Origin of the sequence: Mesorhizobium sp. ESP-6-4 (assembly GCF_020164735.1) — a bacterium.
Lineage (GTDB): Bacteria > Pseudomonadota > Alphaproteobacteria > Rhizobiales > Rhizobiaceae > Mesorhizobium.
In genome coordinates, this window is record NZ_JAIUGS010000017.1 from 96303 (window position 1) to 113698 (window position 17396).

18 protein-coding genes are annotated in these 17396 nt (G+C 64.4%); 6 read left to right on the forward strand and 12 right to left on the reverse strand.

Going from position 1 to position 17396, the window contains the following annotated elements:
- The first annotated feature begins 7 nt into the window (after window positions 1-7).
- Complete coding sequence (locus LB523_RS23730; protein WP_224607459.1) at window positions 8-820, forward strand: PfkB family carbohydrate kinase; 813 nt, start codon at window positions 8-10, stop codon at window positions 818-820.
- 3 nt (window positions 821-823) lie between these two features.
- On the opposite strand, the gene LB523_RS23735 is transcribed toward LB523_RS23730, so the two are convergent.
- The 7 genes from LB523_RS23735 to LB523_RS23765 all read right to left on the reverse strand — a co-directional run bounded on the left by LB523_RS23735 (window position 824) and on the right by LB523_RS23765 (window position 8063).
- Entirely contained in the window at window positions 824-1795 is a 972-nt protein-coding gene (locus LB523_RS23735; RefSeq protein WP_224607461.1) for an amino acid ABC transporter permease, read from the reverse strand.
- 19 nt (window positions 1796-1814) lie between these two features.
- Window positions 1815-3095: an NAD(P)/FAD-dependent oxidoreductase gene (locus LB523_RS23740; protein WP_224607464.1), complete on the reverse strand. Its 1281-nt coding sequence runs from the start codon at window positions 3093-3095 to the stop codon at window positions 1815-1817.
- A 51-nt stretch (window positions 3096-3146) separates the two neighbouring features.
- The gene (locus tag LB523_RS23745; RefSeq protein WP_224607476.1) at window positions 3147-3974 is read right to left on the reverse strand and encodes a transporter substrate-binding domain-containing protein; all 828 of its coding nucleotides are present in this window, start codon (window positions 3972-3974) and stop codon (window positions 3147-3149) included.
- 395 nt (window positions 3975-4369) lie between these two features.
- Window positions 4370-5128, reverse strand: coding sequence for a sulfotransferase (locus tag LB523_RS23750; protein ID WP_318011991.1), 759 nt, complete (start codon window positions 5126-5128; stop codon window positions 4370-4372).
- Between the two features lie 146 nt (window positions 5129-5274).
- A complete protein-coding gene (locus tag LB523_RS23755) occupies window positions 5275-6090 on the reverse strand; it encodes an oxidoreductase (protein WP_224607478.1) in 816 nt (271 codons plus the stop codon).
- Window positions 6091-6147: 57 nt separating this feature from the next.
- Entirely contained in the window at window positions 6148-7446 is a 1299-nt protein-coding gene (fabF, locus tag LB523_RS23760; protein ID WP_224607480.1) for a beta-ketoacyl-ACP synthase II, read from the reverse strand.
- Between the two features lie 38 nt (window positions 7447-7484).
- Window positions 7485-8063: a TetR/AcrR family transcriptional regulator gene (locus tag LB523_RS23765; RefSeq protein ID WP_224607483.1), complete on the reverse strand. Its 579-nt coding sequence runs from the start codon at window positions 8061-8063 to the stop codon at window positions 7485-7487.
- Window positions 8064-8392: 329 nt separating this feature from the next.
- Between LB523_RS23765 and LB523_RS23770 the strand changes: the two genes are divergently transcribed.
- Window positions 8393-8923, forward strand: coding sequence for a cupin (locus LB523_RS23770; protein WP_224607485.1), 531 nt, complete (start codon window positions 8393-8395; stop codon window positions 8921-8923).
- Between the two features lies 1 nt (window position 8924).
- Window positions 8925-9536 carry a dihydrofolate reductase family protein gene (locus LB523_RS23775; protein ID WP_224607487.1) on the forward strand — a complete coding sequence of 204 codons (612 nt, stop codon included), beginning with the start codon at window positions 8925-8927 and terminating at the stop codon, window positions 9534-9536.
- 21 nt (window positions 9537-9557) lie between these two features.
- Here LB523_RS23775 and LB523_RS23780 read toward each other — a convergent pair whose 3' ends face one another.
- Window positions 9558-9917 (reverse strand): hypothetical protein, encoded by a 360-nt coding sequence (locus LB523_RS23780; RefSeq protein ID WP_224607489.1) that lies wholly within the window; start codon window positions 9915-9917, stop codon window positions 9558-9560.
- Between the two features lie 201 nt (window positions 9918-10118).
- On the opposite strand from LB523_RS23780, the gene LB523_RS23785 reads away from it, so the two are divergent.
- A complete protein-coding gene (locus LB523_RS23785) occupies window positions 10119-10433 on the forward strand; it encodes an EthD family reductase (RefSeq protein WP_224607491.1) in 315 nt (104 codons plus the stop codon).
- Window positions 10434-10487: 54 nt separating this feature from the next.
- Here LB523_RS23785 and LB523_RS23790 read toward each other — a convergent pair whose 3' ends face one another.
- The 4 genes from LB523_RS23790 to LB523_RS23805 form a co-directional block, all read right to left on the reverse strand.
- Window positions 10488-10667 (reverse strand): hypothetical protein, encoded by a 180-nt coding sequence (locus LB523_RS23790; RefSeq protein WP_224607492.1) that lies wholly within the window; start codon window positions 10665-10667, stop codon window positions 10488-10490.
- 7 nt (window positions 10668-10674) lie between these two features.
- Window positions 10675-10974, reverse strand: coding sequence for a DUF2934 domain-containing protein (locus tag LB523_RS23795; RefSeq protein WP_224607495.1), 300 nt, complete (start codon window positions 10972-10974; stop codon window positions 10675-10677).
- Window positions 10975-11056: 82 nt separating this feature from the next.
- Window positions 11057-11614, reverse strand: coding sequence for a DNA-3-methyladenine glycosylase (locus LB523_RS23800; RefSeq protein ID WP_095768239.1), 558 nt, complete (start codon window positions 11612-11614; stop codon window positions 11057-11059).
- A gap of 41 nt (window positions 11615-11655) precedes the next feature.
- Entirely contained in the window at window positions 11656-12804 is a 1149-nt protein-coding gene (locus tag LB523_RS23805) for an amidohydrolase (protein ID WP_224607498.1), read from the reverse strand.
- Window positions 12805-13037: 233 nt separating this feature from the next.
- Here LB523_RS23805 and LB523_RS23810 point away from each other — a divergent pair, with 233 nt between their 5' ends.
- Together LB523_RS23810 and LB523_RS23815 are read left to right on the forward strand one after the other, a co-directional pair.
- Window positions 13038-14960 (forward strand): putative bifunctional diguanylate cyclase/phosphodiesterase, encoded by a 1923-nt coding sequence (locus LB523_RS23810; RefSeq protein ID WP_224607501.1) that lies wholly within the window; start codon window positions 13038-13040, stop codon window positions 14958-14960.
- Between the two features lie 108 nt (window positions 14961-15068).
- Window positions 15069-17198: an ABC transporter ATP-binding protein/permease gene (locus LB523_RS23815; RefSeq protein WP_224607504.1), complete on the forward strand. Its 2130-nt coding sequence runs from the start codon at window positions 15069-15071 to the stop codon at window positions 17196-17198.
- The last annotated feature ends 198 nt before the right edge of the window (window positions 17199-17396 follow it).

The following is a 17396-nucleotide window of genomic DNA, read 5'->3' on the forward strand; positions in this document are numbered from 1 at the left end:
GCAGGATATGAGCAGCCTTCGATTTGCCGCCGTCGGCGACAACTGCATCGACCGCCTCGGAGCGCCGATTGGCCGCTCGCTGGTCGGCGGCAACGCGCTCAACGTTGCCGTCCAGCTCGCGCGGCTTGGCCATAACAGCTTCTATTTCGGCGCGGTCGGCCGCGACGCCGAGGGCGAACGCACCTGCGCTGAGCTCGAAGCCAATCGGGTGGCGGTCAAGCACCTGCGCGTGGGCCAGCGCAACACCGCTTGGACCGACATCAAAGTCTTGCCGTCCGGCGAGCGTTTGATTGCGGCCGAGGATTTCGGCGTCTGCGCCGGTTATGCGCCGGACGAGGCCGAACTGGCGATCCTGGCGACGATGGATCACGTCCATATCGGCTGGCTGGATGATGGCGGCGCCTTGCGCAGGCGCCTGTCGCGGGCAGGCGTCAGCGTCTCGCAGGACATCTCGGTCAACGCCGATCCCGCCGATCTCGGTGTGGAGGGTTTGAGCATAGTTTTCTGCTCGACCGGCCAAAATCGCCACGTGGCTGAAGCGATGGCCGCGGATCTCCTGTCGCGCGGCGCAGGCTGCGCCGTCGTCATGCGCGGTGCCGAGGGGTCGATGGCGCTGACGGCCCGCGAGCGCGCCGAGACCGGCATCCGCCCGGTCGAGGTCGTCGACACGACCGGCGCCGGCGACAGTTTCATCGCCGGTTTCCTGCATGCCTGGCTGGCGAGGAAGCCGCTCTTGCTGTGCCTCGAAAGCGGCCGCGATCATGCCGCTCTGGCCTGCTGCCATCTCGGCGGCTTTCCCCAGGAGGGGATGCCCCATTGAAGCTCAGCGTTTGAGCGATCGCCCGAACCGTTCCTCGATGCGGGACTGCAGGAATTCGAGCCCGATGGACAACAGCCAATAGATCATCGAGGCGGTGATCAGCATCTCGATATGCCGGAACTCGGTCTGGCCCTGCGTGCGCGCCAGATACATGATCTCCCAGACCCCGACCACCGAGACCAGGGAGGAATCCTTCAGCATCGCGATGAACTGATTGCCCGTCGGCGGCACGATGACGCGCATCGCCTGTGGCAGGATCACCAGGAACATCGTTTGATTGGGGCTGAGCCCAAGTGCAGTGGCGCCTTCCGTCTGGCCGCGCGGGATGCTTTCGATGCCGGCACGGAAAATCTCGGTCATATAGGCGCCGTAGCAAAGCGACAGCGCCATGATCCCGGCAGGCACGGCCCCGATCACATAACCGACCTGCGGCAGGCCGAGATAGATGATGTAGATCTGCATCAGCAGCGGCAGCCCGCGGAACAGCGAAGTGTAGAACGTTGCCAGGCCATAGACGATGCCGTTCTTGGAGAGCTTGGCTATGGCGCCGATGAAGGCGATGACTGTCGCGATGGCGATCGAAATGGCGGAGATGTAGAGCGTGGTCACCACGCCCTGCGAGATGAGGAAACCGATCTTCCGGGCGATGAAAGAAAAGGACAGATCAAAGGAATAGAAGAACAGCATCAGCAGCACGAACAGCTCGATCCATACCGCCACGATCTGCTGCTTGCGCCCGAGTTGCTGCAGCGCCTTCCAGTTGGCGGCCACGATCAGCGCGATCAGCACCGCTGAGACGGCTCGCGCCACCACGGGATTGGTCGCAAGCCATTCGATCGAGCTCGGGATCAGCTTGCCGATCCAGTCTGCCTTGATGCCGAGACCGTAGAGGCCCGCGGCGAAAGCGGCGAGCGCCAGGCACACGCCGATGCGGCGTGCGGCGTCCGGATAGTTGAGCAGCAGTCTGCCGATCACCTGTCGATCTCCCTTCTGGTTAGCGGGCTCGTTCGCGCCACCAATCTTGCGCCTGCAGCTTCCAATAGGTGAGTTGCGCCGCGGCAAGCCCTACCGGCCCGCCCGCCCAGGCCAGTCCGAACGGCGCGAACAGAAGGTGGCGGTCCGACTGGCCGAGTACCGCCTCGGCGACCACCTTGCCGGCTATGGCTGTCGTGTTGATGCCGTGCCCGCCAAATGCGGTGAGATACCACGCGCCTGGCTGCAGTTGCCCGATCTGGGGCATCAGGTGGCGGGCATAGGCCATCAGCCCCGACCAGGCGAGTTCGGTCTTGAGCGCAGCGAGCTGGGGGTAGGTTCCAACCATCTCCCGGCGCAATTCCCTGGCCAGCGCCGCCGGCGAAGCGGCCCGCGTAGTGATGCGCCCGCCCCAGAGCAGCCGCTTTCCATCCTCCACGACGCGGTAGTAGTCGCCGGCCCGGCGGTTGTCGCCGACGGCATCCGTCGTCGCAATGGCGCCGGCGATGAGATCGGGGGCTTCCTCGCTCAGCATCACATAGGTCGCGATCGGTAACATGGCCCGCTTCAGCCGGCCGACCAGCGGTCCTGTATAGCCGCCGGTGGCAAACACCGCTTGCCGCGCGCGTACTTCGCCGCTTGCGGTGCGTAGCGTCTTGTGCGGGCCATCGAGTTTAGCCTCGATTGCGCTGGAGCCCTCGTAAATCCTGCCGCCCAGCCGCTCGATCTCCGCCCCAATGGCGCGCAGATAGTTCAGCGGATGCATGTGGAAGGCGTTGCCATCGCGCAGGCCTTGGTAGTAGCGCTCGGAACGCAGCACAGCGCGCACCTGGTCGCGCTCGAGATATTCGAGCGGATAGTCAAAATCCCGCGCCAGTTTCTCTGCATGAGCCTTCAGTTCGGCGCCGCCGTCATGGCGCAGCACGCCCATGATTCCGGGGCGAGGCTTCGCTGCCGTGATGTCGAGATCCTTGATCGTCTGCCGCACGAAATCGACGCCTTCGATCGACAGCCGATGCAGCTCTCGTGCCGCCGCCGCGCCGGCCATCGCGGCGATCTTGTCGCTGCCGGTCGCGAAGCCGGGGCTGACGAAGCCGCCGTTGCGGCCCGAGGCGCCGAAGCCGATGCTCTCGGCTTCGAGCAGCACGACCTGCTGCCCGGCGCGCGCCAGCTGCAGCGCCGTCGTCAGACCGGCCAGCCCGCCGCCGACAATGACCGTGTCGCATTCGGCCGGACCCGCGAGCGGTGGTCTGACCTTCTCGTCGGCAAGTGTACGGCGATAATAGGTGTCGGGATAAGTCATGATAGGTTCTGACGGAAGCAGGCGGCCTTGAGGGGCCGCCCGCGATGAGCGTCAATCGGCGCTGTAGTTCTTGCCGTACCACTTGGTGGTCAGCGTGGCGAGCGTGCCGTCTTTCTTCATCTGGTCGATGATGCCGCCGATCTTGGTGGTCCACTCGGCATCGCCCTTGTCGGCGATCACCACCAGCGGTTCGCGGAAGGCGTAGTCGCCCTCGATGATGCGCAGCGGATAACCGTTCTTGATGGCGTTTTGAGCGGTCTGCTCGGGCGCGATGACCGCGTCGAGCCGCACGCCGTCCCCAAGTCTCAAATCGTCGAACGGCAGCATGGAATCGGCGAAAGTCCGGATTTCGCCAGGCTGCAGCTTGTATTCGATTGGCGGAAGGCCGGGAGCGTCGATCTCCAATTGGCGGCGGATGAAATCTTCCGAAGTGGTGGCGGTCTCGACACCGATCACCTTGCCGTTCAGATCGTCCACCGATTTTGCCTTGCTGTCCTTGTGGACCACATAGACATAAGGGCTGTAATAATAGATGCCGGCGAAATCGATCACCCTGGCCCGGGCCTTGGTCGGCGTCACCGAGCCGACGCCAAGATCATAGCGGCCCTGCCAGTGGCCGCCGGTCATGGTCGCCCAATCGGGCGTCTCGAAGCTGACCTCGACGCCGAGGCGCTTGGCGATTTCTTTCGAAACGTCGATGTCGAAGCCGACCAACTGGTTGCTCTCGTCGAGAAAGCTCTGCGGTGGCCAGCCGCTGTTGGTCGCGACCACCATGGCCTTCTTGGTTGTGACGCGATCCAGGGTTTCTCCCGCCCACGCTGCCGACGCAAATGCGAGCGCGCCGGCAGCCAGCGCGAAACAAGCGATAAATCTCCTCACGAAACCTCCCTCTGGTATGTAAGATGTCTGACAACGCAACTTGTCCGTAAGGGGGAGGGTGAGTCAAGCGTCTTTATCGGCGCATCGTCGAGTTTGGCCTGCGATACGCGTTCCCGCCGTTGACCGGATCGGCATTGGTCGAATTTCCTGGACTTTTATGCAATCGGCCGCGGCAGCCGGCCGTTGTGCGAATTCGCGGATCAGTCGGGCAGCCACCAGTTCTCGCCGCTCGCTGCTGATTACCGGCCCGTTGGGCGCGCCAAAATCCATGCTGAAGGCGTTGCTCATTTCATGGCAGGCGCGGGCGCTCGCCAATTCGTCGGCGCAGGCTGCTGCTTCTCGGACGGTTGCTTCCGATCGTCGCAGCACACACAAAAGTCGCTTCTCGACTACGCTTAGGTCTGGTGATCGACACCCGCCGGACGCTCGGCCTGCGCGTATCCGAAATAGCCCATGATTTCCCGCGCTTCGCCGGCGTCGAAACGGCAAGCCACTTCCATAGGCAGGCTGGATCGCCAGCTGCCCCGGTAGTCGGTGATCGGCTGGTTCACCTGGGCGTGCCGGCGAGCGGAATGGGGCGTGCGCATCGCCTTTTCGCGCCCCCATATGACGGGCTGCTGGTGATAGTTCAGAATGCCTGGATCGAAGGCCACGCCGATGAAGCGGCATAGCCGTTCGATGGAAAGCGCAGGCGATTCGATGAAGTCTTCATAACGCCACAGGATGCTTTCGCCCTTTTCGATGCGCTCCATCGAGGCCTTGCTGTCGGCGATCCATCTTTGGAAAGCTTTGTCGAAATCGCCCTCGTAACGCTGCCCGAGCGAGGCCACGATGTCCCTGCCGTCGCGCGTGACGACGATGAAGCGCGCGCCCGGGATCGTCTCGATGATCTGCCTCGTATAGTGGATATGGTTCGGGGTCTTTTCGACCCAGACGCTGCGGCGTGAAATGGCTGCCTGCAGCAAAACCGCGCTTAGCTTGGTCCATCGCGCCCCATCGCTTGAGACAAACGCGCTTGTCTCGCGGCGGATAGAGAAAATTTCCGGATGCGCAGCCAGTATCCGGGCGAGCAAAGTTGACCCCGTATGCCCGCATCCGCAAATGAATATTGAAACCTTGGGCTTCGGAAGAAGCCGCACCACGCCTCTATTCACGATTTCGTTTCCCCCGGAGATTCTAAACAACCTTTTTCTTCCGGGGATTGCAATAGGGAATGCTTATATGCGGTCAGTGACGAACAGCTAATTGCTGCCGGCGCTTTGACCTGGAGGCAGGGTGGCTGGAGTGAAAGGCTCCGTTGTCAGGCCGGCAGCCCGAGCTGCTTTCGCAGGCTCTTGTCGAATGCGGATGCGGGGACGAAACGGCGCAGGAAACTGACTTGGCGCGCTGTCTTTCCCGCCGCATAGCGCCGCTTCGGAGCGGGATCGATCGCAGCCGCCAGAACGGTGTTGGCCACCACTTCGGGTGTATCGCCTTTTTCCATCGCCTTCCGCACGGCTGTGGTCATGCCGGCGCGCGCGGCATCATAGACATCGAGCACCTGGTCCGGCCTGGCCAAATTGTCTTCGAACAAAGTCCGGGTATAGGCCGGCTCGACCAATGCGACGCGAATTCCAAACGGCCGCACTTCGTGATCAAGCGATTCGGAATAGCCTTCGACGGCATGTTTGGTCGACGAATAAAGCGCGAAATAGGGGGCGGGGATGAACCCCTGCACTGAGCTCAAGTTGACGATCCTGCCCTTTCCTTGACGTCGCATGATCGGCAGCACCGCGTTGATCATACGGATGACACCGAAGACGTTCACGTCGAACAGAGCCTGGGCCTGTGCAGTCGAGGATTCCTCCGCGCCGCCGAGCAGGCCGATGCCGGCATTGTTGACCAGCACGTCGATGCGCCCAGCATCGGCCAGCACCTCATCGATCAGCTTCGCCACGGAGGCGTCATCGGTCACGTCGCAGGTCAGCATGGTAATACCGTCGGTTTTCTTGGAGGCCGCGCGACGGCTGGTTCCGAACACGCGAAAGCCAGCGCTCTGCAGGGCCTTGGCCGTTGCGTGCCCGATTCCGCTGGATGCCCCTGTGACGATGGCGACGCCAGGATTGGTCCTGTTCATGGAGATCACTTTCTTTGGGTTGGACTGGAAAGGCAGGAAAGGCTGGAGCAAAGAGCGTCAATCACGAGCGGTTCGACCGTTTACGCCGTGCCCGTCCCAGCGTCGGAACAGCACGCTGGCATTGACGCCGCCGAAGCCGAAGCCGTTGGCGATCGCGTAGTCCATCTCCATCGGCCGGGCCCGGTTTGCGACGAAATCTATTCCGTCGCCGGCCGGATCGGGGGCGCTCAAATTGAGGGTCGGCGGCGCCATTTGGTCCCTCAGCGCCAGGATGGTGAAGATCGCGCCAATTCCGCCGGCGGCTCCGAGCAGGTGTCCGGTCGCCGACTTCGTTCCGCTGACGGCTATGGAAAAATCCGTACCGAAGACGGTTTTGATCGCTTCGATTTCTCCCAGATCGCCCACCGGCGTGGAGGTCGCGTGCGCGTTGAGATGGCGGATCTCGCGCGGTGAGATGCCGGCTTGGGCGATCGCGATCTCCATGGCGCGGCGCGCGCCATCCCCATCCTCGGGACCGGACGTGACGTGATGGGCATCCGCCGTCGTGCCGTAGCCGACGACCTCGGCGAGCGGTTTCGCGCCGCGCGCCAGCGCATGGCCCAATTCCTCGATGACCAGGATGCCGGCGCCTTCGCCCATGACGAAACCGTCCCGCGTCATGTCGAACGGACGCGAGGCCTGATCGGGACGGTGATTGAAGGAGGTTGAAAGCGAGCGCGCCGCCGCGAAGCCGCCCAGACTGACGACGTTCATGCAGGCTTCCGTGCCGCCGCACACGGCGATGTCGGCTTCATCGGCGCGGATGATGCGCGCCGCATCGCCGATCGCCTGAATGCCGGCGGCGCACGCCGTTACCGGCGCGCCGATGTGGCCCTTGAAGCCGTAACGGATCGTGATGTGGCCGGCGGCGAGGTTCACCAGGAAAGACGGCACCGTGAACGGCGAAAGACGTCGAACGCCGCGCTGGTCGACGGTCCGCACCGCCTCGGTTATGGCGGGGAACCCTCCGATACCTGAAGCAATGATCGTCGCGGTGCGAAGCCGATCCTTTTCCGACTCCGGCTTCCATCCCGCCTGGGCAAGCGCCTCTTCCGCCGCCGCCAGCGCGAATAGGATGAAGCGATCGATCTTGCGCTGATCCTTCGGCGCCAGGAAGGCATTCGCATCGAGGCCGGCTTCAGGATCCTCCTCCAGGGAAAGAACCGTTCCGCCGATCTTTGTCGGCAGGGTTTCCACCATGTCCTCAGGAAGCCTTCGAATGCCCGAGCGGCCGGCCAGGAGACGCGACCACGACGTCTCGATATTTGCGGCAAGGGGCGTGACCGCGCCCATGCCCGTGACAACAATCCGTCGCATCTATTCTCCTATCGAACTGAGTAGCCAGCCCGCGCCGGTCAGACGCTGACGGTGTCGCGAACCTGTTCGGCCGCTGCATCCAGAAAGGCCTGGGCGAGGTCGGGATCATTGACGACGCGCGAGAGAACCACCGCACCGACCATCGTCGAGAGGACGGCCATGGCTTTTTCACCGGTTTCTTCGTTCTCAGTCCTGGCAATCATCCTGCCGAGCACTTCAAGATATGCTTTGATGCCGACTTCGAACGACGCTTTTACCTCGGTCCCCTGTCTGGCCACATCCGACCCGAGCGCCGCAACCGGGCAGCCGTCCATCCTTTCCTCGCGATGGCCCATGCTGAGATAGAACTCGATCACCGCCCCAAGCGGATCGCCGGGATTCGCTGCGGTCGCCGCCGTCCATCTGTCGGCAGCGCTCTCCATCGCGCGCCTGGATGCTTGCGCGGCAAGGTCCTCCTTTGATGCGAACTGCTTATAGAAAGCGCCTTGGGTCAGCCCGGCGCCCTTCATCAAATCCTTAAGGCCGATACCGTCAAAGCCGTGCTCCCGAAAAAGCCGGCTTGCGACATCGATCACGGTTTGCCGGTTCTGCTCAGCCTGAATGCGGCTCACGCGCATCGTCGATCTCCATTTAGATTACGAACGACATCTATACGTCAGTTAGAAGCCGAACGCAATCTATCAATGGGCGACGCGCCACGTGGCGGTTTGCTACGGGCTGAATGTGCCTGCGGCAGGCCTAGATCAGTTTCGATGCCGAAGCGCTGCGACGATCACCGCCATTCGTCTCGGCGTTGCCGGCGGCGACGGCGGCAAAGGCAAGTGCCGATGCAAGAAGGCCGATTGCCGAAGACGAAATGCAGCCATTGTGACCTCCTCAGACCGGCCGGAGCAAAACCCGCCGGAAACCGTTAGGTCCCATTAAGACCATGCAGGAAACCGCAAGGATGGCACAATCTGTCGACAAACAGGAACCGCTCGCCTTCCGCTTCGCAGATGACGGGCTGGTGCCCAATCATCCGCGCTGGCCCATGCTCTTCTATCCCGGCGCCGTGCAGCTGCCGGACGAAGGCGATCCGGCTGCCGTTTTCGAGGATATTTTCGGCGCCAATGGCTGGGGCGACAGCTGGCGCAACGGCATCTACGACTTCGTCCACTATCACTCGCGCATTCACGAGGTGCTGGGCATCGCGCGCGGCACCGCCGAGGTCCGCTTCGGCGGCGATAAAGGCAAGGTGCTGGAGGTCAAGGCGGGCGACGTGGCGGTCCTGCCGGCCGGCACCGGCCATCAGCGCCTGTCCGGCTCGGCCGATCTTCTGGTGGTCGGCGCCTATCCGACCTTCGGCACCTATGATTTGTGCCGGAGCCCGGAGCAGCACGCCGAGGCGCTGCGCACGATCCCGAAGGTCGGCCGGCCCGACAAGGATCCGCTCTTCGGCGGCGACGGGCCGCTGCTGAAAGCCTGGAGCGAAGGCTGAAATGGCAAGCATCGTCGCCATGGAGCATGTGACGCTGGACGGTGTCTTTCAGGCGCCGGGGCGCGCCGACGAAGACACACGCAATGGTTTTGCGCACGGCGGTTGGGGCAATCCAGGCAGCGACCCGAAGATGCAGGAAGTCATTGGCCACGCCATGGCCGGCGGCTGGTCGTTGCTCGCCGGCCGCACGACTTATGAGGATCTTCACGAAGCCTGGGCTGTTCGTCAGCCGGCCAGTCCGATGACCAGGGCGCTGACCGGCGCACGGAAGTTCGTCGCCTCGCATGACGCCGGCTATGAGCCGCGCTGGGAGAATTCGGCGCTGCTTGCCGGTGATGCCGGGGAGACGGTGCGCGCGCTGAAGCAAGGTCACGACGAGGTGCTGATTGTGTTCGGCAGCGGCAAGCTGCTGCGCGCGCTAATGCGGCACGGGCTTGTCGATGAGCTGGTGCTGATGGTCCACCCTCTGGTGCTGGGCACAGGCTCGCGCCTTTTCGAGCCGGGGCAGGCGCCCTCGATGCTGAAGCTGTCCAACCAGGTGTCGACCGCGACGGGGGTGGCGATCCTCACTTATGCATTCGATGGCAAGGCCGCGGCGGAGCGGCCAGAATAACCGGAACCCGCGGTCCTTCCTCTATGGATAATGCGTTTTCTTCGGCGCGTAGCTTGCCGGATCGAAATCGAGCTCCTTCGGCAGCGGCTTGCTCGAGCATTGCAGATGCATCTGGCGGGCAAGAAGCCGTCGCTGCTGATGCTCATGTTCCTTGACCGCCGCCACCATCCCCATGCTGTAAGGGCCAAGCAGCACACCGAACCCCCAGCCGGGATGGTCCTTCTCGCGCTGGGCGTAGTCCGATGCCGCGGCGCGGGCCTGCTGGCATTCCGGCGATGACCATTTCGGATCCTGCTGCGACAGCGAAGCGCCATTATCGGCGGCAGAGGACACGCATCCAGCCACTGCCGCGCAGAGCGCAACGAGCACCGCAATTCTCATCGTTTGAGTCCCTGCTAATTCAAGGCGGAGAGAACACAGAACGCTCCTTCGCACAAGCGAGATAGCTGCGAAAAGCAACGGGCAGGGCGGGACAGCCGCCATCGTCGTCCTTCGGCGCTCCCGAGATTTTTTCAACGTCTCGTTCCGTTTCCGCCCACCATTTCGTCCTTGGTTCCGTCCCAACAAAAAAGGAAAACCGCAATGGCTGGAATGGTCGTCATCTACAAGCAGCCGGCTGACGCGGAGGCGTTCGACAAGCATTATTTCGAGACGCACATACCGCTGGCCAAGAAGATCCCGGGTCTGAGGAAATACGAGGTCAGCCAGGGGCCGATCACGGTGGTGGCCGGACCGTCCGATGTCTACCTGATCGGGACGCTTTATTTTGACGATCTCGAAGCGATGAAAAAGGCGTTCGCAAGCCCGGAGGGAAAGGCGGCCGGGGCGGACCGCCGGCTTTACGCGCCCGATGAATCGGGCATCCAGATGTTCCTCTTCGACAGCAGGGAAGTTTGAGCCCGCGGCCGAGATAGGACGATCGGCCGCCGAGAATCGCGGCCGCGTCGCTGCTCATATCGACTTTGCCCGCTCGATGTCGATGCGTTTTTGCTCCGCCGCGGCGATAGCGGTTTCCATCACGGCATCCAGATCGGCCATCGCTTCCAGATGGCCGTGATCGACGATCGACTTGCGCAGCATGCGCATGGCCAGCAACGCGTCGTCCAATGCCTGTTCGACATTTTTGACCATGGCCGGGTCAGCCTTTGCGCCGGCTGCGCTTGTTCGGCGCCGGATCGTCGGCGGCCGGCCTGTCCGGACGATTTGCTAGCGCCTTGCGCGCCAGCGCCTCGGCCGCCGACCGGTCCGGATTGCCGGCCGGTATCGTGACCGCGCCGGGCATCGCTGCACCCGGCTGCTCGCCCAAGCCGTTGTCCTCGCGCTCGATTTCCTCGCAGGCCTGATGCCAGTGCTCCTCGTCCTGGCCATTCGCTTCGCCGCTGCGTTGCCAGATCTCATAGGCGCGGCGCTTGATGCGTTCGTATTTGTCGGTCGCCATTGTCCGATCCTCCGTCATCTGTTCAAACGCGCGCTGGCCGCGAATGATCCGTGACGGGGACAGGGAACGGATAGGTCGCGGCTCAGAACCTGCGGCTGAGATAGGCCGATCCGCCGAGGCCAAAGCGCCACTCGGCTTCCACGCCCTTGGTGAGGCCGATCCGGCGACCGGCGAGGATTGCGGCCGGGTCGGCCTCGGAACGGGCGAACTCGAACGGCGGCGCGGTAAGCGAGAGCCCATTATGCGAACCGTCGATGTCCAGCGCCTGGCAGAGCTTGCCGGGACCGGAGCAGAGCAGCCGGTCGTCATCCGTTCCCCGCCGCTCGCGCATCGCGGCGATGCCGGATTGCGGCTGGATGGCCCGGATCAGCACGGCGCTGCCCGGCAGGCACACCGCGTTCAGGCACCAATGCAGCCCGTAGGAACGATAGACATAGGCGTCGCCGGGCACGCCGTACATCGGCGCGTTGCGCGGCGTGCGGCCGCGAAAGCTGTGCGATGCGGGGTCGTCGGGCCGGTAAGCCTCGGTCTCGACGATGATCCCGCCGACGCCGGCGAGCCCAAGCCTGGCGCCGATCAGGGCGCGCGCGACGATAACCGCGTCGCGGGCGAAGAAATCGGGCCCGACACTAGGCGGCATGGCGATCGGCGTCGTTCGGACAGCTCATCATCGGCGTCCGCTCAGCCCAAAAGATTGCGCGCCGCGCGCATGAAGATCCGCGAGCCGATCGGGATGAGATCATCCGGGAAATCATAGTCGGGGTTGTGCAGGGAAGGGTGCCTTTCGCCGGCGCCGAGGAAGAACATCGCCGACCTCGCATTGTGGCCGAAAATACCGAAATCCTCCGAGGCGCGCATCGGCAGCGCCTCTTCGCTGCGCGCAATGCCTTCCGCGTCGAGCGCGCGGTTGAGATGCTCCACAGCGTCCGGCGCATTGACGCTGGCGACGAAGATCTCGTGATAGTCGAAGCGAAAGGCAAGGCCGTGCTTCGCGGCGATTTTTGCCGCGAGCGCCTCCGCCGCGGCGACCTGCTCGGCCATGCGCTCGTCGCGGCGGGTGCGCAGCGTCGCCCACACTTCGGCATAGCCGGGCGCAATGCCGAACACGGCTTCGCCCATCGCGCAATGGGTGACGGTCACCATGCCGAAATCCTCATCTGCAAAGGTCCCGCGCCCGAGCGCGGGCAGCGCCGGCATCAGCTCGCTCACCGCCGGCATCGGCGATAGGCCTGTCTCCGGCATCGAGGAATGCGCGGTCTTGCCCTCGAGCACGATGCGCATGCCGCGCGAGGCGCAGTTGACGGTGCCGGCCTTCACCCGCACCGCGCCGAACGGCACGCCCGGCAGGTTGTGCAGCGAAAACGCAAAGTCCGGCTGGATCTCGGAGAAGCGTGGATCGGCGACGACTCCGGCCGCGCCGTTGCCGGTTTCCTCGGCCGGCTGGAACATCAAGACGACGCGGCCGCGCGCCGGTCTTTCGCGTCCGAATTGGCGACCGAGCGCCGCCAGGATCGCGGTGTGCCCGTCATGGCCGCACATATGCGACTTGCCCGGCACCTCGGAGGCATGGGCGACGCCTGAAAGCTCCGCGATCGGCAGCGCGTCGAGCTCCGAGCGGAACAGCACCGTCGGTCCGGACTGCCCGCTGTCATAGACCGCCGCGACGCCGTGGCCGCCGAGCCCGGTCAGCACCTGGTCCGGCCCGGTATCGGCGAGGAAATTCACCACCTCTTTCGCGGTCCTTTCCTCCTCATTCGAGATTTCCGGCTGCCGGTGCAGCTTGTGCCGCCATTCGGTGAGCTCGACGATGTCTCGATTGGTCAGGGTCATGGGTTGGGGCTCCGATTGGCTTGCCGGTCACACCAAACACGATAGGGCTTTTCTCGCGCCGTGCCATGCCGAGTATTTCAAATAGTCCATCGGCGAATTCGTGCAAGAAATGCCACGTAAACCGCTGAAATCCTTAACACGATTTTCATTCCGCTCGCCTACTCATTAGAGACATGAAAAGGCATGACGAGCGGCTGGTGTCGGGTCCCTCATCCGAGGGAAGGAGCGAAGCCGTGGAAGCCGGCATCCTGCGCGACCAGCTTGCGGATCTGAGCAAGGGCGTCTTCATCTCGATGCCGATCGGCACGGTGCTCTCGGCCTTGATCCTGGCGGTGCAGCTCTTGTCGGGGGGCGGCCTTGCCGCGGTGCTGTGGTTCGTGGCGATCGCCCTGATCAACGGCGCGCGAGTGGCGCTTGCCGTCACCCTATCGGAAGCCGCCGGCGACAACCCGAGGGCGGTGGGCACCCGGCTTTCGCTTTATGGCCTGATGGCGCTTGCCTCGGGCGTCGCCTGGTCTTTTCTGGCGCTGCTGAGCGACGGATACACGACCAGCCAGGCGCCGCTCTATCTGATCGTGCTCGCCGGCACTTCGGCCGGTTCGGTCACCTACGGCACCTCCTATGCGCCGGCTTCGATCAATTTCATTATCCTGCCGCTCCTCACCGCCGCCGGCTGCGTGCTTGCCAAGGGCGGCGTTGAAAATTACGTGCTCGCCTTCACCGTGCTGCTTTTCCTTGGCGGCATGGTCAGGAGCGCGCTGCTCGGGCAATTCCGCTTCCGCGAGACGAGCCGGCTCAAATACGAGGCGCGCGAATTCGCCGCCGAGATGGAGCGCAACTCCAGGCGCGACCCGCTGACGAATCTGCTCAACCGCTATGGGCTGGAGCAGGCGATTGCCAAGCTCGGGCTCTCCGACGGCCCGTTCGTGGCCATGCTGATCGACCTCGACGGCTTCAAATCCGTCAACGACACCTATGGCCACAACATCGGCGACGACCTTTTGGTCAGGGTGGCGCGCCGGATCGAGGACCACGCTCCGCAAGGTGCCACGATCGCGCGCATCGGCGGCGACGAGTTCGTGCTGCTTTTCTCCGCCGGCAGGTCGCAGCAAGCGGCCGGCGAGCTTGCATCCGCCATCATCACAGCCATCGCCAATCCGGATCCGGAGTTGAATTCGGTGCGCGTCGGCGCCTCGATCGGCATCTACCAATCGGAAAAGCCGCGACTGACCGAGATGCTGCTCAAGGCGGATTTCGCGCTCTATGCCGCCAAGCGCGGCGGTAGGAACGAATATTGTCTCTTCGACGCCGGGCTGGACGCCGCGCTGGAACGCAAGAATTGCATCGAGCGCGACCTGCGCGGCGCCATCGAAACCGGCACGCTCTGCTCCTGGTTCCAGCCTTTGGTGCGGCTCGATACCAACGCTGTGGTCGGTTTCGAGGCGCTGCTGCGCTGGCACCATGATGTCCATGGCGCCATCTCGCCACCCGAGATCGTCACTGCCGCGCGCGAAACCGGGCTGCTTTCGCTTCTGACCGAGACGGTGTTCTTCAATTGCTGCACCATCATCGCAGAGCTCGTGAAGCATGGGCGCCGCGATGTACGCGTCGCGATGAACCTCTCGCCGCGCGAGCTCGAGGCCGGCAATGTCGACGACATGATCCTCGACGGCCTGAAGGCCAAGGACGTGCCTGCCGCGATGCTCGAGATCGAGATCACCGAGGAGGCGCCGGTCGACCGCGACCGGGTCGACGAAAAGGTCGGGCGCCTGGCGGATGCGGGCATATCGATCGTGCTCGACGATTTCGGCACCGGCTTCTCGACCCTGGTTTCACTCAAGGACAGCCGCATCCGCAAGATTAAGATCGACAAGGATTTCGTGCGCGACCTGGCGAAATCCCTCGAGGACCAGGCCGTGGTCGAGGCGGTGATCGGCCTCGGCCGGACGCTGGGCATCGAGGTGATGGCCGAGGGGGTCGAGACCGACGCCGACCGTATGATCCTGCGCTCGCTGGGCTGCGTGATTGGGCAAGGCTATCTTTTCTCGGCCGCGCTCCCCCTGGGCGATGCGCTCGCCTTCGACGCGACCGGTAGTTCCGCCACCGAGGCCCTTTTCGAGCCGCGGCGCACGCCCAAGAGCGGCAGCGCCGCCTGATTGGCCACCGCCAAGGGCATTCATTGACTTGGCGGGCAACCGGCGTCGGAAGGACAGGGTAGCCGCGGCCCGCGTGAAACCTTTTGATTTTTGGGCCGTTGTGGCGCGATGTCCCCGGCCAAGCACAAACCGAAACCGGCCGACAGCGCCACGCAGCGCGGTGCAAGCAAGCCGCGTTCGGCGCCGCCGCGCCAGGACAAGCCGCGCCAGTCGGAACCGCGTGGCGCCGCTAAGCCGCGCGCCGAGAGGCCGCGGGAAGACACACGGCACGAAGACCGGCTGAAAGACGACAAGGCGCAGCAACGCAAGGCCGGCGAGGCCGAAGAAAAGGCATCCGCCGATGCCGCGCCGGAAGCCATCGGCCATGCCGGGTCGCCGCCGCCCGAGGCGATCGAGCCGGATCCCGAGCTTTCCCCCGAAGAGGCCGTGCGGGCGCGCAAGAGATACCTGCTGCGGCGCTTCTGGATCAGCGGGCGCGGCTATTGGGGTTTGCGCGGCGACAGGCTTGCCTGGCCGCTGACGATCGGGCTGCTCACGCTGATCTGCGTCAATGTCGGCTTCCAATACGGCATCAACCGCTGGAACCGCGCGATCTTCGACGCCATCGAGCTCCGCGACGCGCACACCGTCTACTGGTTGAGCGCCGTCTTTCTGCCGCTGGTCGCCGGCAGCATCAGCCTGGTGGTCGCGCAAGTGTACCTGCGCATGACCATGCAGCGCCGCTGGCGCTCCTGGCTGACCACGGCCGTCATCCAGCGCTGGTTGGCCAGCGGCCGCTACTACCAGCTCAACCTCGTCAAGGGCGACCATGCCAACCCAGAGGCCCGCCTGACCGAGGATCTGCGCATCGCCACCGAATCGCCGGTCGACTTCATCGCCGGCGTCCTCAATGCCTTCCTGTCGGCCTCGACCTTCATCGTGGTGCTGTGGACGATCGGCGGCGCGCTTAGCTTTTCGCTGGGCGGTTCCACCATCACCGTGCCCGGCTTCCTCGTCGTCACCGCGGTCATCTACGCGGCGATCACCTCGACCTCGATGTTCGCCATCGGTCGCCGTTTCGTCCAGCTTTCCGAGGACAAGAACCAGGCCGAGGCCGAGTTCCGCTACGTGCTGACGCGCGTGCGCGAGAATGGCGAGAGCATCGCGCTGCTGGGCGGCGAGGAGGAGGAGAATGCCGGCATCGACCGCACCTTCGCCGGCGTGCTCGGCCGCTGGGCGCGGCTCACCGGACAGCACATGCGCACGGCACTGGTCTCGCAAGGCTCCAGCCTGTTCGCGCCGGTGGTGCCGGTGCTTCTGTGCGCGCCGAAATTCCTCGACGGCTCGATGACGTTGGGCCAGGTGATGCAGGCGGCCTCCGCCTTCGCCATCGTGCAGGGCGCCTTCGGCTGGCTGGTCGACAATTATCCGCGCCTGGCCGACTGGAACGCCTCGGCCCACCGCATCGCCTCGCTGATGATGTCGCTGGACGGGCTGGAGCGCGCCGAGGAGAACGACAAGCTGGGCCGCATCCAGCGCGGCGAGACCGCAGACGGCGCGATGCTCAGCCTCAACAATGTTTCCGTGACGCTCGATGACGGCACCGCCGTGGTCAAGGAAACCGAGGTGGAGATCGCGCCTGGCGAGCGCGTGCTGGTCTCGGGCGAATCCGGTTCGGGCAAGTCGACGCTGGTGCGCGCCATCGCCGGCCTCTGGCCCTGGGGCAGCGGCAGCGTCGATTTCCATCCGGGCAAGCGCCTCTTCATGCTGCCGCAGCGCCCCTACATCCCGTCCGGCACGCTGCGCCGCGCCACGGCCTATCCCGCCGCCGCCGAGAACTGGAAGACGAAAGAGATCAATGCGGCGCTCGACAAGGTCGGCCTCGGCTATCTGAAGAGCCGGCTGGAGGAAGAGGCGCCCTGGGACCAGACGCTGTCGGGCGGCGAGAAGCAGCGCCTGGCCTTTGCCCGCCTGCTGCTGCACGCGCCGGACATCGTGGTGCTCGACGAGGCGACCTCGGCGCTAGACGAGAAGAGCCAGGACAAGATGATGCGGACGGTGATCAAGGTGCTGCCCCAGGTCACCATCATCAGCGTCGCCCACCGCGCCGAGCTGGAAGCCTTCCACACGCGAAAGATCACGCTGGAGAGGCGTGAGGGCGGGGCGCGGCTGGTGAGCGATGTCGAGCTCGCGCCGAAGAAGCGCGCGCCGGGCCTGCTGCAGCGCGCGCTGTGGGGCAGCGGCGGCGATAAGGGATAGCGGCACTCTGACGTCGTGCGCAATCGCCGGCGGCGCTTCCCCAATCGCCAAGCGCGCGGCCTTCGCAAGCCTGGGTTCCCGGCCCCACAAAATGGGCTACGCTACGCACACAACCTCTGTGACTGGCGTGAGTGATCGACCTGAGGCTTGATTGCCAGGTGGTTCCCCCAATCCGTCGCTGCTTCGCAGCGCCACCTT

Coding starts and splice junctions, on each gene's coding strand:
- LB523_RS23730 (WP_224607459.1), top strand. CDS start 8: ATGAGCAGCCTTCGATTTGCCGCCGTCGGCGACAACTGCATCGACCGC.
- LB523_RS23740 (WP_224607464.1), bottom strand. CDS start 3,095: ATGACTTATCCCGACACCTATTATCGCCGTACACTTGCCGACGAGAAG.
- LB523_RS23755 (WP_224607478.1), bottom strand. CDS start 6,090: ATGAACAGGACCAATCCTGGCGTCGCCATCGTCACAGGGGCATCCAGC.
- fabF (WP_224607480.1), bottom strand. CDS start 7,446: ATGCGACGGATTGTTGTCACGGGCATGGGCGCGGTCACGCCCCTTGCC.
- LB523_RS23765 (WP_224607483.1), bottom strand. CDS start 8,063: ATGCGCGTGAGCCGCATTCAGGCTGAGCAGAACCGGCAAACCGTGATC.
- LB523_RS23770 (WP_224607485.1), top strand. CDS start 8,393: ATGGCACAATCTGTCGACAAACAGGAACCGCTCGCCTTCCGCTTCGCA.
- LB523_RS23775 (WP_224607487.1), top strand. CDS start 8,925: ATGGCAAGCATCGTCGCCATGGAGCATGTGACGCTGGACGGTGTCTTT.
- LB523_RS23780 (WP_224607489.1), bottom strand. CDS start 9,917: ATGAGAATTGCGGTGCTCGTTGCGCTCTGCGCGGCAGTGGCTGGATGC.
- LB523_RS23785 (WP_224607491.1), top strand. CDS start 10,119: ATGGCTGGAATGGTCGTCATCTACAAGCAGCCGGCTGACGCGGAGGCG.
- LB523_RS23790 (WP_224607492.1), bottom strand. CDS start 10,667: ATGGTCAAAAATGTCGAACAGGCATTGGACGACGCGTTGCTGGCCATG.
- LB523_RS23795 (WP_224607495.1), bottom strand. CDS start 10,974: ATGGCGACCGACAAATACGAACGCATCAAGCGCCGCGCCTATGAGATC.
- LB523_RS23800 (WP_095768239.1), bottom strand. CDS start 11,614: ATGCCGCCTAGTGTCGGGCCCGATTTCTTCGCCCGCGACGCGGTTATC.
- LB523_RS23805 (WP_224607498.1), bottom strand. CDS start 12,804: ATGACCCTGACCAATCGAGACATCGTCGAGCTCACCGAATGGCGGCAC.
- LB523_RS23815 (WP_224607504.1), top strand. CDS start 15,069: ATGTCCCCGGCCAAGCACAAACCGAAACCGGCCGACAGCGCCACGCAG.